Origin of the sequence: Streptomyces gilvosporeus (assembly GCF_002082195.1) — a bacterium.
GTDB classification, from domain to species: domain Bacteria; phylum Actinomycetota; class Actinomycetes; order Streptomycetales; family Streptomycetaceae; genus Streptomyces; species Streptomyces gilvosporeus.
Map to the genome: position 1 here is coordinate 800,295 of NZ_CP020569.1, position 13,144 is coordinate 813,438.

Genomic DNA, 13,144 nt, shown 5'->3' on the forward strand with positions numbered 1-13,144 from the left:
GGCCACGCGAGAGGAACGGGAACCGGAGGAGCCAGCTCATGAAGCACAGCCGAGTCAGCCGCCTGATGGTGAACGAGGTGGTCACGGTCATCCCGCAGACGCCGTTCAAGGAGGTCGTCAAGCTGCTCGCGGTGCACCGGATCAGCGGTCTGCCGGTGGTGGACTCCGATGACAGAGTGCTCGGTGTGATCTCCGAGAGCGATCTCATGCTGCGGCAGGCCGGCGAGGTCCCCGGCCAGGGCCCGGACACCAGGGCGAACGCGCTGACCGCCGAAGAGCTGATGTCCCGGCCGGCCGTCACCGTCCGCGCCGGCGACAGCATTGCCGAGGCCGCACGGACCATGGCGCGGCACCGGGTGGAGCGCCTGCCCGTGGTCGACGACGAAGATCGCTTGGTGGGCATCGTGACCCGCCGCGACCTCCTGCAACTCTTCCTCCGCCCGGACGCCGACATCCGCCGCGCGGTGGTTGAGGAACTGGACGACACATTGTGGCTCTCCGCCGGCGCGGTCACCGTGCACGTGATCGACGGCGTGGTCACCCTGGAGGGACAGCTGGAGCGAGGCAGCGACATCCCGATCGCGGTACGCCTGACCCAACAAGTGGACGGTGTGGTCTCCGTCGTCGACAGGCTGACCTGCCGCATCGATGACTCCGGCCTGCGGTCACAAGCCACGGCGAAGAGCAGCTCTTCGTGATCCTCTAGGGTTCGATGTCGAGCACGTCTCGCACGGGGCGCCGGGGCGTCGTGGGACCCGGCGGGCCGTATCCGATGCGCAGCACCATCTGCACATGTCCGGTTCCGGACACGGGGTTTCGCAGCGCCCAGCGGAGATCGGGCCATTCCAAGGCTTGGGTGGCGGGGGAACTGGACAACCCGTGCAGCGTGACGAGCAGCAGGACGCGTTCCAGAGCCTGCCCCGCTCGCAGCCAGTCCTCCGGGCAGTCGCGGGCCGTGCTCAGCAGGGCCAGATGCGGCGAGCTCTCGAAGGCTGCGCCGCCGCGGCCGGCAACCGGCCGGACGCCCGCGAAGTCGCGGATGGGCGCCTTGCCGCCGCGTTTGCGCGGTCCGAAGGCGTAGTCCGGCACCCCGGCACCGACCGTGTCCGTCGCCGCGGCACCGATACGGGTCCAGCGCCTCAGTTCCTCGTCCTCACCGCGATCGGTGAGGTTGCGCGCCTCGGCCTCTTCGGCCACCTCATGCACCCACTGCAGATGCCACCCGGTGGGGAAGTCCAGGGTGGCTCCTTCCTGACGGGCGGCGTCGCTCAGGGCCGACCGGACGGGCTCGGGTATGGGGGTGTCGGCGAAGGGGTAGCGGCTGGTGTGCCGGCGGTGAACCGCCGGATACAGCACGTCGAGGTCGCGCTCACCGCTCCCGAGGCCGGTCAGCTGCACCGTGGCGAGCAGTTCGGGGTCCCCGGGGTCCGGAAGCAGCCGGGTCGCCGGATACCAGCCCGCGTGGGCCGCCGCGACCCGGAGGTTGAGCAGGGCCGCGCCGCAGCCGATGTGCAGGGCGCGGTTGTCGGGGTCGGTGTGCGGCAGCACGCGGTCCAGGTCCGCGCGGATGTCGAAGGTGCGGCTGTGCCGGCAGTATCGGAAGTGCCACGGCTGCGCGTTGTGCAGGGACGGCGCGGTGCCGGCGTCGTCGGCCAGCGCCCTTACGCGGTCCTCGGAGAGCAGTTGTGTGGTCACCGGAGCCTCCCTCGGCTCTCACCGCTGATCATTCGGTGTGGATGCGTCGCCCCGTCAGGCGGCCGGGCTCGATCAGCACCCACAGCGGGCGCTCGCCGCCCGCCCACGGCTTGGAGTGCGCGCACTCGGCCAGCCGTCGCATGGCGTCGACATCGGTGACGGCCCGCGCCGGACCATGGACGAGTACGCTCCACCCCTGGCTCAAGGCCTCATCCACGTGGTCGACCTCGAAGGCGACCTCGGTTCCGACGGCCGCCGCCGGAACGGCGCCGGGCGCCGTCCGGTAGGCGATCGCGCGGTCGACGACCTCGTAGTTCACCGGGACCACCATCAGCCCGTCCGGTGTCGAGATGGCGACACGTCCCACCCCATGCGTACCGAGCCGGTCCCGGCATTCGTCGGGGCTCAGCTCCCGTAGCTCGGGGTGGTCGGCGGCCTGGCCCTCGCCCGGCGGCAGATCGGCCCCGCCACCGCGCAGACGAGCCGCCGTGGTCCCCAGCGCGTCGGCCAGGCGGGTGACCCCCGCGATGTCCGGCGCAGCCGGTCGCTCCTCCACGTACGCCAGATACGACGTGGCCATGCCGGCTCGGTCGGCCACCTCCGCGCGGGTGAGCCGCTGCCGCCGGCGTTCACGGGCCACGCGTCGGCCGATGTCGCCGGGGTCGAGCAGCCGGTGGTGGGACGGTGTGTCGGGCTCGGCGGGCCCCGCGTCGGCGGGTTCGTCCTCGGGCCGGTGCTCGAAGTGGTGAACGTGCGCGTCGGGTCCGGGGAACACCAGTGTCACATCGTTCGTGTCCGACCAGCGCACGTTGTAGGGGGGCGTTCCGTCGTCGTGCGCGATTCCGACGATTTCGCCGTCCCTCCTGGTCGCGCCGGTTGCCGGACTTTCGACTACGAGCTGGTCGCCGATGTGCGCACGCATGGTCATCACCACTCTCCGACGCCGCGTACTCCGCCGCGTCCCCTCCAACGTGACATGCCGGTATGCCGACGGCATGCGGGCCAGAAGCCCTGGTCCGAGGGCCGAACGGTCCTGATTCCGCCGATGGGGCCGGTCGGCTCATTCAGGAGATCCCGGAGCGGATCAAGATGGAAGGGATGGGAGAAGCGGCCGGCTGCTCAACCGGCTGTCACGACTCGCCCGGAGGGATACGGACATGCAGCACCGAACGGTCGGAGAACTCATGACCAGGGACGTCATCCACGTACCGCCGGGTATGCCGTTCAAGGAGATCGTGAGGACACTCGCGGAGAACGACGTCACCGCCGTCCCGGTTATGGATGCCTCGGGCCGTCCGATGGGCGTGGTCTCCGAGGCGGACCTGCTGCGCAAGTCGGCCGATCAGGCCGGCCAGGCCAACCTGATGCCGACTCCGCCCCTGGAGGCGTGGGAGCGCGCCAAGGCCGAGGGGGCGCGGGCGGAGGAGCTGATGTCCGCTCCCCCGGTGTGCGCGCGGCGGGACTGGACGGTGGTGGAGGCGGCCCGCCTCATGGAGGTCCAGAACGTCAAGCGGCTGCCCGTGGTGGACGAGACCGACAAGCTGGTGGGCATCGTCAGCCGCCGCGACCTGCTGCGGGTCTTCCTGCGACACGACGCCGCCATCCGCGAGGAGATCAACCAGGATGTGCTGCACCGCACCCTCGGAATCGCTCCCTCCGGGGTGACCGTCAAGGTGCGCGAAGGGCAGGTCACGCTCGATGGATCCGTTGAGGTCAAGAGCCTGATCCCGGTCATCGAGCGGCTGTGCCGGACCGTGGACGGCGTGGTCTCGGTCTCCGAGCACCTGGCGTACGAGACCGACGACACCCGAAGCACCGCCGTCGGGACGTGACATCCCACCGCGCTCCCGCGGCTGACCGCCCGGCGCCGCATCGCGCATGCCGGCGCAGCGAGGTTCAGATCTGCGGGACGACGGCGACCGGGCACGGCGCGTGATGCAGTACGCCGTGGTTGGTGAGGCCCAGTTGCAGCCCGTGGTGGCCGTGCCGCCGACGCGCTCCGACGACGAGCAGGTCGGCGCCGGACGCCGCCTCCAGGAGCGCCTGCCGCGCCGATCCCTCGACCGTCCTGCGGATCACCGCGACCTGTGGGTGGGGCTCTGCGAGCCCACTGAGCGCATTGTCGAGCACCTGCGCCGGTGAGCGCCGATGGGCTTCGAGCGCCCAGCTGTCCGGGGACGGTGGCTCGGAAAAGCCACGGTCGGCCGTACGCGAGGCGTGCACTGCCGTCAGCTCACAGTGCCGTACACGGGCCTCGCGGAGCGCGAACTGCACGGCGGTGCCGCTGCCCTCGCCGTCCTCGATGCCCACCACGACATTCCCGAAGCAGGAGTCGCGATGCTTCACCCCGCCCCGCACCACCACGACCGGGCAGTCGGCGTGCGCCGCGACAGCCAGGCTGACCGACCCCAGAAGCAGCCCTGCCAGATCTCCGAGTCCCCGGGACCCTAGGACCAGGGCAAAGGCGTTCCGGCCTGCTCCCGTCAGGGCTGCCGCCGCGTCCCCGCACAGCACCTCGCTCGACAGCCGCAGGTTCGGCGCACGCCGTGCGGCCCGCACCGTCGCCGAGGCGATGATGCGGTCGGCGGCTTCCCGGGCTTCCTGGTCGGGCGGACCTGTACCGGCAATCCGCGCGGCGGGCGCCTCATGATGCGGCGGGGCGGCATGCACCAGGCGCAGCGACAGCTTGTGGCGCGCTGCCTCGTCGGCGGCCCAGTCCACGGCCTCCAGGCCGGCCTCGGATCCGTCGACCCCCACCACCAGGGGAATCTCCACCGCCCGCACCTCCTCCGCTTGTCGCTCGCCTCGCGGGTACCCCTGCCGGGTGCGCCCCACGCAGCCACCGATGGGGACCGAGGGACCCTGTCACCCGTCGCGCGACGGCAGCACCCTGAAAGGGCGGAGGACATTCCCGTCCCCGCGTTCCAGCGTCCGACAAGACGGAGGCAACCGCCATGGAGCCCGTCGTCACCGTAGGCCTCGACGGTTCGGCAGAGAGCCTGGCCGCCGCCCGCTGGGCCGCCGACGAAGCCCATCGGCGCGGCTTCACGCTGCGCCTGCTGCACGCCTGGCCCCTGCTCTCCCCAGCAACCCCAGCCGCAGGGGAGCCGTCTCCCGAAATGGATCAGAACTACTGGGCGAAGCGGATCGTGCACGACGCGCAGCGGGACATCCACGAGCGCCACCCGGATGTGCCGATCGTCGAGGACCTGGTCGCAGCGGATGCCGCGACCGCTCTGCTCGGCGCGGCAGCCGAGTCCTGGATGCTCGTGCTCGGCTCACGGGGACTGACGCCCGCCGAGAGTTTCTTCCTGGGCGACGCCAGCTTGGACGTGGTGGTCCGGGCGGTGCGGCCAGTGGTGCTCGTGCGCGCCGGGATGAGCGAAGAGCCCGCCACCGCCACCCACGCGGGCGGCGTGACCGTGGGGCTCAGCCTGCATGGGCCCTGCGGCAGCCTCCTCGAGTTCGCCTTCGACGCCGCTGCCGTGCGCGGCGTCCGCCTGCATGCCGTGCACGGACGAAGCCTGCCGGTTGCGGCGTACGCGCCGTGGGGCGTGGATCCCGACGCGTCCAGGGAGATCCGGGAGGACGCGCTGAAGGGGCTCAGCGAAGTGCTAAGCCCCTGGCAGGAGAAGTTCCCCGGCGTAGAGGTGGTCACCAGCGTGCGCCTCGAAAGCCCGGCGCGGGCCCTGGTGCAGGCGGCCGCGGGCTCCGACCTGTTGGTGATCGGCCGGCGCGAGCACCGGCCCGCCCTGGCGCCACGGCTGGGCAATGTCGCCCATGCCGCAGCGCATCACGCGGCCTGCCCGGTGACCGTCGTCCCCCATGACTGAACCGGTGACCGCAAAGGGATGACAGCGAGGAGGTGACACCATGCGCGCACTCGTCTACCAGGGCCCCGGAGAATGTACCTGGGATACGGTCCCGGACCCCGTGATCCAGGAGCCGACCGATGCTGTCGTACGGGTCGGGACCACCACGATCTGCGGCAGCGATCTGCACATCCTGGCAGGAGAGTTGCCCGAGGTGAAGCCGGGGACGGTGCTCGGCCACGAGGCCGTCGGCGAGGTGACGGAGGTCGGCTCCGAAGTGCACTCCGTCCGCCCCGGTGACGAGGTGATCGTGTCCTGCGTCTCGGCCTGCGGCCGCTGCTCGTTCTGCCGGGAGAACGCGTACGGGCAGTGCCGCGGAGGTGGCGGGTGGATCCTCGGCAACAGCGTCAACGGCACCCAGGCCGAGTTCGTCCGCGTCCCCTTCGCCGACCTCTCCACCCACCGGCGCCCCGGCTCACTCACCCGCGAGGACGCGGTCCTGCTGGCCGAAGTCCTCCCCACCGCCTACGAAGTCGGGGTGCGCAACGGGCAAGTGGGCCCTGGGGACACCGTGGTTGTCGTGGGAGCCGGGCCCATCGGCCTCGCCGCCGTCCTCACCGCACGGCTCTTCTCGCCCCGCAGAACCATCGCCGTGGACCTGTCTCCCTCCCGGCTGGAGGCCGCGGCACGGCTCGGCGCCGACGCCGCAGAGCTCCCTGGGCGGATGATCAGCGACCTGGCAGAAGGGCCGGGAGCCGACGTGGCCATCGAGGCCGCCGGCACACCGGAGAGCTTCGTCCTGTGCACGCAGGCGGTGCGCCCGGGAGGGCATATCGCCAACATCGGCATGCACGGCAAACCCGCGACGCTGCATCTTGAGGCGCTGTGGAGCAAGAACGTCACGATCAGCACCGGGCAGGTGGACACGTTCTCAGCACCCTGGCTGCTGGGCATGGTGGCGTCCGGCCGCCTGGACATCTCCCAGCTGATCACCCATACCTTCGGCCTCCACCAGATGGAAGAGGCCTACGACGTCTTCTCCCGAGGCGCGGAGACCGGAGCTCTCAAGGTCGCGTTGCACCGGTAGTAGGGCCTGACGGCTCCAACGCCCGGCCGGCGCCGGCCGGATGACCGGCTGCTCGGTACCGGTCGCCCCCATGGCCAGGATCCCGCCGGGCCGCCCACCGCAGGACTGTCCCGGCCCCCCTATCGTCTACCGATATCGGATTCTGTAAGACGTGCGGCCGCGCCGTCGAAGGAGTGGGCCATGAGCAAGCCATCGACCGCCAGCACGGTGCCGGACGAGTTGCACCGGCGGCTGGGAGTGTCCGATGCCGTGGTCATCGGCCTGGGGTCGATGATCGGCGCCGGGATCTTTGCCGCGCTCGCTCCGGCGGCTCGCGCGGCCGGGTCCGGGCTGCTGCTCGGCCTGGCGCTGGCGGCCGTGGTCGCAGCGCGCGGCGAGGCGAGAAGTTCGCACTGCTGACCCGGGCGATCGTGGCCGTGGTCCTGACGGTGCTCGCCGCCGTGGTGGTCGCCGCCCTCACCTCGTCCGCCTCGGATGCGGGCCGGCTCGGCATGGGGGACGACGCGACCTTCAGCGGGGTGCTCCAGGCGGCGAGCCTGCTGTTCTTCGCCTTCGCCGGGTACGCGCGCATTGCCACGCTCGGCGAGGAGGTCCGCATCCCCGAACGCACCATCCCCCGGGGCATCTTGAGCGCGCTCGGTGATCTGGGGGGCCGCGGTACTGGCTGCAGGCGTCGCGGCTTACGGGGTGCGTCGAGCGATGGCGGCACCTGCATAACGCCGTTCGGAACGCTGCTCCTGGCCGGGCCGCGCACCCGGTCGCCGCCGAGACCGCCACGGTCTACCGCGCTGGCCTCGATGCCACACCGCACTCGGAGGCAAGCCCCCGATCAGCCGCGTAAACAACGTTGCGGGTCAATACGCCTAGCCTTCGTATGGCGCAGCCTGGGCGCTTACGTCGGCCCGACGTTGGGGTTCTCTATCCTGCCGTAATGACCTGGCTGAGACGCTTGCCTGCTACGACCGTGTATGTGGGCTTGCTGCTGGCCACCGCCGGGTGGATGGCCTCGCAGTCCATGCGAGAACAGAACCGCTTCATCCGGCACAACAGCAGCAATGTGCACCATTTTGAAGTCGGCAAGTGGTGGACGCTCTTCACCAGTGGACTGATAGTCGACGGAGTTCCCATTCTGCTCGGGATAGGTGCCGTAGCTGCCGTGCTCGGGCTGGCGGAGTGGCGGTGGGGGACCCTGCGCGGGTTCGGGATCTTCCTCTTCGGGCACGTCGTGGCGACGCTCCTCACCGAGGGCGCCATGTGGCTGATGAAGCTGGCCCACCTACCGGGCGCCCTGTCCAGGGCCCGCGATGTCGGAATCAGTTACGGGCTCGTGGCCACCGCCTCCTGCCTGTTGGCCATCAGCGGACGGCGAGGCCGCCACTACGGAGTACCCGTCCTTGCCGTCCTGCTCACGGTCGCGTGGATCATCAACCAGGAACTCGCCGACGCAGGCCACCTCGTGGCCTTGGGTCTGGGCGTACTCGGCGCCCGTACCGCCTGGCTGCGTTCCGCCGCGCGGCGCTGTTTCCCGCAGAAGGATCCGAGCCCGGTGACAACCCACCGAGGTCACGCCATCCAAGCACCTCTGCGGGACCAAGAACGGGTCCCCCCACCCGAGCAAGAGCCGTCAGAAACGCCCTAACCTCGCTCGGCCGCCCGGAAATTGTCGTCGGTTCATGCCATCCGCACACGGCATCGCCCTCCATGAGCACCCCCTGTCGGGGCATGAGGGGCGATGCCGTGCCGCGCGGCTGGATCACACCGCGCCGTGCGAATCCGCCGCAGGGACGCGGGGCCACCGGTCAGGTCGGGGAAGGTGGTGGCGCTGCTATCCCTGGCGCTTGACGAACGTCATCGGAACCGAGTTGCCGGGTGCCTGGATCAGGACGCGTGCCGGGATGAGGACCAGCTTCTGCTTCCGGTCGCCGTTGCCGTCGGTCAAGTCGAGCTTGTAGACGGTGTACCCGATGTACTGGCCACCGTTGGCCCGGCCCTCGACCCACCCGGATGTGCCGTCGGGGACGTCGTAGGTGTTGTTCTGCTCGGTCATGGTCGTCCACTTGTTGGTGGTCGTGGTCGACTGGCTGTAGGTGAAGTTCAGCTCCGTGCCACCCGTGCCGCCGCCCGGCCCGCCGGGGGTCGTCAGCTCCGAGCTGACCTTTCCGCCGACGGACCAGCCGCTGGTCTGGCTGGTGTCCTGGCCGACCGTGGCCTGGGTCTTGTAGGAGAACTGCGCCTTGCCCATCACCGCCGCCGAGGTCTGCATGGTCGGGTACGCCTTGTCGAGCACGCCGACGAAGCCGCAGGGCATCGGCTCGCCGTCGGGGTTCTGGTTGGGCTGGCCACAGAGGGACTTGGCGTCCCAGTTGCCCATCCACGGCTCTTTGTCGTCGCTGCTGCTCTTGCGGATGTCGGGGCCCTCGGTGGGGAGGGACTGCGGGAGGTTGAATCCGCTGCCCAGCTCGGACGGGATGTCTTGGAGGGCCTGGTCGTGGGGGTATGCCTTCTCGACGTCGTCGAGCTTGACCTCCTGCGAGTCCTGACCGCTGACCGGGTAGCCCTTGACTGCCTCCTTCTGGTTCAGGTGCACGCTCTGGCTGAGGAAGTCGGCGACTTCCTGCTCGGTCTTGAAGTAGGTGTTGCCGTCGTCAGCGTGGGCAGGGGTGGACGAGCCGACCAGCGATATGCCGGTGAGCAGGGTGGTGGCGAGTGCGGCCGCCAACACAGCGTTCCTCCGTCGGCCTCGACGAGCAGGGGTGGTGCACAGGGTTGTTGACACGCGAATCTCCTTGACTTGTCGGGAACTTGCTCGGAACCACTCGGGCGTCGGCCGCCGTTCGGCCGCGCCGCTGTTCAGAGGGCTTGTGAAGGCGTGTGAAGGCGTGTTCCGGGGCTGGTCACCCCGCCCGCCAGGCGCGCAGGCGGGGTGCCGCCGCTGGGCCGAAGGGCTCAACTCGCCTGGATCGAGCGCAGCATGTTCAGGCGGGCGGCTCGGCGGGCCGGCCAGATGGCGGCCAGGACGCCGATCATCAGGGCCAGGGCCAGGAAGGTGCCGAGCCTTCCCCACGGCAGGACCGTCTCGTATGCGTGCATCGAGGTCGTGGTCAGTCCGCCTGCGGCCCAGGCCAGGAAGATGCCCGTACCGATCCCGAGGACCGCGCCGAAGACGGAGATGACCACCGATTCGAGCCGGATCATCTGCCGGATGCCGGAGCGGTCGAGCCCTATCGCGCGCAGCATCCCGATCTCGCGGGTGCGCTCGAAGACCGACATGGCCAGGGTGTTGACGACGCCGAGGATCGCGATGACGACGGCCATGCCGAGCAGCCCGTACATCATGCTGAGGACCGTGGTGACCGACTCGTTGTTGTCCTTGACGAGTTGCTCCTGGGAGCGGACCTTCAGCAGCGGGCTGTCGTCGAGCGCGGCGCGGATCGTGCGCTCAAGGCCGGCGGCCTTGCCGGGCTCGGCCTTGACCAGCAGGTTGTCGAACTGCTTCGTCATGGAGTACGGGAGCACGTCGGCGCGGGTGCCCAGTGCATCGTCGACGGTGCGGGTCTTGGCGTAGATGCCGACGACCGTCAGCTTCCGCTTCGCGGCCTTGCTGTCGTCCATGCCGCCGCCCAGCTCGGCGTCGAGGGTGGCACCGACGTGGAGCCCGGCTCGCCCTGCGAACTGGTCGGAGACCGCGATCCTCCCCGGGCCGATGTCGTGCAGTGAGCCGGCGCGGAAGTCGAGCCGTGCCACCTTGCCGTACGCCTCCGGGTCGGTGCCGGTGATGACGGCGGACTCGCCGTGGGTGCCGAGCTGGGCCGTGGTGACGGGGGCGGCCGCGGCGACCCCGGGTACCCGGGCGATCTTGCCGACGTCGTCCGGGTCGAGCCCGCGGGCGGTGTTGTAGTTGACCTTGTAGTCGGCGGTCAGACCCTGCGTGGCCTCCGTGGCCATGGCTTGTTGGGCGGAGTGAGCGCCGACGGTCAGACCGGTGATCAGGGCGAGCCCGATCATCAGGGCGGATGCGGTGGCGGCGGTGCGGCGCGGGTTGCGCAGCGCATTCTCCTTGGCCAGCTTGCCGCTGACGCCGAAGAAGCGGGTGGTGACCTTGCCGGCCAGGGCGATCAGCGGCCGGGAGAGCAGCGGGGCCAGCACGATCACTCCGCCGAGGGTCAGTACGCCGCCGAGCATCGCGGCCAGCAGGTTCGACTCCTTGGTGCCCTTGAGCGTGGAGACGTAGAGCATCACCAGCACCCCGGCCCCGGCGAGCAGGGTGCCGAGCAGGTTGCGGACGCGCAGGGCGCGGGCGGGCGGGGCCTGGTCGATGCTGCTGAGCGCCGCCACGGGGGCGATCTTTGCGGCCTTGCGGGACGGCAGCCAGGCGGCCAGGACGGTGATGACGACGCCGACCGCGAGCGAGGCCGGCGGGGCCGCGGGCGTGATGACCAGCGGCCCGTCGGGCAGTGTGGCACCGGTGGTGTTGAGCAGCGGGCGCATGGCGGTGGCGATGCCGAGGCCGAGCGCGAATCCGCCGACGGAGGCTACGAGGCCGAGCAGACCCGCCTCGATGAGGACGGAGCGGACGACCTGGCGGCGTGAGGCGCCCACGGCCCGCAGCAGCGCGATCTCCCGGCTGCGCTGGGCGATCAGCATGGTGAAGGTGTTGGCGATGAGGAAGACGCCGACGAACAGCGCGACGCCCGCGAAGACCAGCAGCGTCTTGGTGAGGTATCCGGTGTTCTTGGCGATCTGGGCGGACTGCTCGGCGGCCAGTTGGGCCCCGCTGGTGGCGCTGGCGCCCCCCTTGGGGAGCAGTGCCTGCACCTGTTCGGTCAGCGCGTACTCGTCGGTCCCGGGGGCGGCCGCGACCGCGATCTCGTCGAACTGGCCGGGGCGGTGGAACAGTTTCTGCGCGGTTCGGGTGTCGAAGAGGGTGAGGGTGCCGCCGGCGGTGACCTGGGGGTCGTCGGTGGAGACGGTGCCGACCAGCTTCTTGGTCAGGGCGGGCCCGTCGGTGGCGAAGCGGACGGTGTCGCCGATGCGGTAGCCGGCCTTCGCGGCGGTCTTGGCGTCGAGGGCCAGCTCCCCCTCGGCGGCGGGGCCGCGGCCTTCCTTCAGCGGGAAGTGGCTGTCCTCGCCGTCCGGGCCGGGCTGATAATTGGTGGCCAGGTTCTGTCCGTTGGTATCGGCGTTGACCGGGCGGCCGTCCTTACCGGCCAGGGTGGCCTGGCCGTGGACGGTGGGGCGCACCGAGGTGACGCCGGGCAGGTGGCGGATCTTGCGCGCCAGCGCGGTGTCGACGGCGGTGGTCGGTTTGCTGTCCGCGCCGCCCGCCATATCGGGAGCGGTGGTGGCCTGATCCGCCCGCACGGAGACGGCCACGCCCTTGAGGCTCTGGGCCGAGGCGTTGCGGAAGGCGTTCGCGGTGGTGTCGGCGAAGATGAGGGTGCCGGAGACGAAGGCGACGCCGAGCAGGACCGCGAGCGCGGTCATGATCAATCGGGCTTTGTGCGCAAGGACGTTGCGCAGGGCGGTACGCAGCATGGTGATCGGTTCAGTCCTGGGTGCGAGGGGGCGGGGCCCGGAGGCGGGAGAGGGGGCTGGTGGGCGGCTGCGGGCCGTGTCAGTTCGTCCGCCCCTTGGCGTCGAAGAGCCGCATACGGTCCAGCACGGTCTCGGGAGTGGGAGCGGGCAGATCGTCGCTGACGCGTCCGTCGGCGAGGAAGACCACCCGGTCCGCGTAGGAGGCCGCCACCGGGTCATGGGTGACCATCACCACCGTCTGCCCCAGCTCCCGTACCGAATCCCGCAGAAAGCCCAGCGCCTCTGCACCGGAACGGGAGTCGAGGTTGCCGGTCGGCTCGTCCGCGAAGACGATCTCCGGGCGGCCGGCCAGCGCGCGGGCCACGGCCACGCGCTGCTGCTGGCCGCCGGAGAGCTGCGAGGGACGGTGCCGCAGCCGCCCGGAGAGGCCGACGGTCCCCACGATCAGCTCCAGCCACTCCTGGTCGGGCTTACGGCCGGCGATGTCCAGCGGCAGCGTGATGTTCTCCAGGGCATCCAGCGTGGGCAGCAGGTTGAACGACTGGAAGACGAAACCGATCTTCTCCCGGCGCAGCCTGGTCAGCTGACGATCCGTCAGCCCGGACAGTTCGGTGTCACCGATCCGCGCAGACCCGCCGGAGAAGGTGTCGAGCCCCGCCATGCAGTGCATCAGCGTCGACTTGCCCGAGCCGGACGGGCCCATGATCGCGGTGAACCGGCCGCGCCCGAACTCCACGGTCACCGAGTCGAGGGCGACGACGCGGGTCTCGCTCTCGCCGTAGATCTTGGTCAGCCCCGTCGCGCGGGCGGCGACAGAGGGGACGCGGAGGCGGGTGGTGGCAGTGGCGTGCTGCGGCATGGGTGCTCCTGGAAGGGGTGCGAAACTCCCGTCCATCGTGGCCGCGGCACCCACCCCAATCCGTCGCCCTCAGGTCGGGACTGCGGCCTCTGCCGATCGGCAGACCCGCCGCGGCCGCGTCACCCTTACGGGCCACTGCCCCTCACCCCGCAGACA

At 70.6% G+C, this 13,144-nt stretch carries 11 protein-coding genes and 1 pseudogene; 6 read left to right on the forward strand and 6 right to left on the reverse strand.

What is annotated here, in order from left to right; all coding sequences use genetic code 11:
* Nucleotides 1-38: 38 nt before the first annotated feature.
* Entirely contained in the window at nt 39-698 is a 660-nt protein-coding gene (locus B1H19_RS03785) for a CBS domain-containing protein (protein ID WP_083102901.1), read from the forward strand.
* A 4-nt stretch (nt 699-702) separates the two neighbouring features.
* On the opposite strand, the gene B1H19_RS03790 is transcribed toward B1H19_RS03785, so the two are convergent.
* Both B1H19_RS03790 and B1H19_RS03795 read right to left on the reverse strand, forming a co-directional pair.
* Nucleotides 703-1,695 carry an Acg family FMN-binding oxidoreductase gene (locus B1H19_RS03790; RefSeq protein WP_237289108.1) on the reverse strand — a complete coding sequence of 331 codons (993 nt, stop codon included), beginning with the start codon at nt 1,693-1,695 and terminating at the stop codon, nt 703-705.
* 28 nt (nt 1,696-1,723) lie between these two features.
* Nucleotides 1,724-2,617, reverse strand: a complete 894-nt coding sequence (locus B1H19_RS03795) for a DUF1918 domain-containing protein (protein ID WP_083109412.1) — start codon at nt 2,615-2,617, stop codon at nt 1,724-1,726.
* Nucleotides 2,618-2,852: 235 nt separating this feature from the next.
* Here B1H19_RS03795 and B1H19_RS03800 point away from each other — a divergent pair, with 235 nt between their 5' ends.
* Nucleotides 2,853-3,527 (forward strand): CBS domain-containing protein, encoded by a 675-nt coding sequence (locus B1H19_RS03800; RefSeq protein WP_083102904.1) that lies wholly within the window; start codon nt 2,853-2,855, stop codon nt 3,525-3,527.
* Nucleotides 3,528-3,591: 64 nt separating this feature from the next.
* Here B1H19_RS03800 and B1H19_RS03805 read toward each other — a convergent pair whose 3' ends face one another.
* Nucleotides 3,592-4,470: a universal stress protein gene (locus B1H19_RS03805; protein ID WP_083102907.1), complete on the reverse strand. Its 879-nt coding sequence runs from the start codon at nt 4,468-4,470 to the stop codon at nt 3,592-3,594.
* A gap of 179 nt (nt 4,471-4,649) precedes the next feature.
* Between B1H19_RS03805 and B1H19_RS03810 the strand changes: the two genes are divergently transcribed.
* From B1H19_RS03810 to B1H19_RS03825, 4 genes and pseudogenes are all read left to right on the forward strand, one after another.
* Nucleotides 4,650-5,528, forward strand: a complete 879-nt coding sequence (locus tag B1H19_RS03810; protein ID WP_083102910.1) for a universal stress protein — start codon at nt 4,650-4,652, stop codon at nt 5,526-5,528.
* A gap of 40 nt (nt 5,529-5,568) precedes the next feature.
* Nucleotides 5,569-6,594 carry an alcohol dehydrogenase catalytic domain-containing protein gene (locus B1H19_RS03815; RefSeq protein WP_083102912.1) on the forward strand — a complete coding sequence of 342 codons (1,026 nt, stop codon included), beginning with the start codon at nt 5,569-5,571 and terminating at the stop codon, nt 6,592-6,594.
* A 180-nt stretch (nt 6,595-6,774) separates the two neighbouring features.
* Nucleotides 6,775-7,235: pseudogene (locus B1H19_RS03820) on the forward strand (amino acid permease); the annotation flags it as partial.
* 290 nt (nt 7,236-7,525) lie between these two features.
* Nucleotides 7,526-8,233 carry a rhomboid-like protein gene (locus tag B1H19_RS03825; RefSeq protein ID WP_237289110.1) on the forward strand — a complete coding sequence of 236 codons (708 nt, stop codon included), beginning with the start codon at nt 7,526-7,528 and terminating at the stop codon, nt 8,231-8,233.
* A gap of 186 nt (nt 8,234-8,419) precedes the next feature.
* Here the strand turns inward: B1H19_RS03825 and B1H19_RS03830 are convergent, their stop codons facing one another.
* The 3 genes from B1H19_RS03830 to B1H19_RS03840 all read right to left on the reverse strand — a co-directional run bounded on the left by B1H19_RS03830 (nt 8,420) and on the right by B1H19_RS03840 (nt 12,988).
* A complete protein-coding gene (locus B1H19_RS03830; protein ID WP_083102915.1) occupies nt 8,420-9,313 on the reverse strand; it encodes a hypothetical protein in 894 nt (297 codons plus the stop codon).
* Nucleotides 9,314-9,540: 227 nt separating this feature from the next.
* Nucleotides 9,541-12,129 carry an ABC transporter permease gene (locus B1H19_RS03835; RefSeq protein WP_083102918.1) on the reverse strand — a complete coding sequence of 863 codons (2,589 nt, stop codon included), beginning with the start codon at nt 12,127-12,129 and terminating at the stop codon, nt 9,541-9,543.
* A 79-nt stretch (nt 12,130-12,208) separates the two neighbouring features.
* A complete protein-coding gene (locus B1H19_RS03840) occupies nt 12,209-12,988 on the reverse strand; it encodes an ABC transporter ATP-binding protein (RefSeq protein ID WP_083102921.1) in 780 nt (259 codons plus the stop codon).
* Nucleotides 12,989-13,144 lie beyond the last annotated feature (156 nt).

Excerpts from the sequence above, each read along its gene's own strand:
- B1H19_RS03785 (WP_083102901.1), top strand. The coding sequence starts at position 39 with ATGAAGCACAGCCGAGTCAGCCGCCTGATGGTGAACGAGGTGGTCACG.
- B1H19_RS03795 (WP_083109412.1), bottom strand. The coding sequence starts at position 2,617 with ATGCGTGCGCACATCGGCGACCAGCTCGTAGTCGAAAGTCCGGCAACC.
- B1H19_RS03800 (WP_083102904.1), top strand. The coding sequence starts at position 2,853 with ATGCAGCACCGAACGGTCGGAGAACTCATGACCAGGGACGTCATCCAC.
- B1H19_RS03810 (WP_083102910.1), top strand. The coding sequence starts at position 4,650 with ATGGAGCCCGTCGTCACCGTAGGCCTCGACGGTTCGGCAGAGAGCCTG.
- B1H19_RS03815 (WP_083102912.1), top strand. The coding sequence starts at position 5,569 with ATGCGCGCACTCGTCTACCAGGGCCCCGGAGAATGTACCTGGGATACG.
- B1H19_RS03825 (WP_237289110.1), top strand. The coding sequence starts at position 7,526 with ATGACCTGGCTGAGACGCTTGCCTGCTACGACCGTGTATGTGGGCTTG.
- B1H19_RS03835 (WP_083102918.1), bottom strand. The coding sequence starts at position 12,129 with ATGCTGCGTACCGCCCTGCGCAACGTCCTTGCGCACAAAGCCCGATTG.
- B1H19_RS03840 (WP_083102921.1), bottom strand. The coding sequence starts at position 12,988 with ATGCCGCAGCACGCCACTGCCACCACCCGCCTCCGCGTCCCCTCTGTC.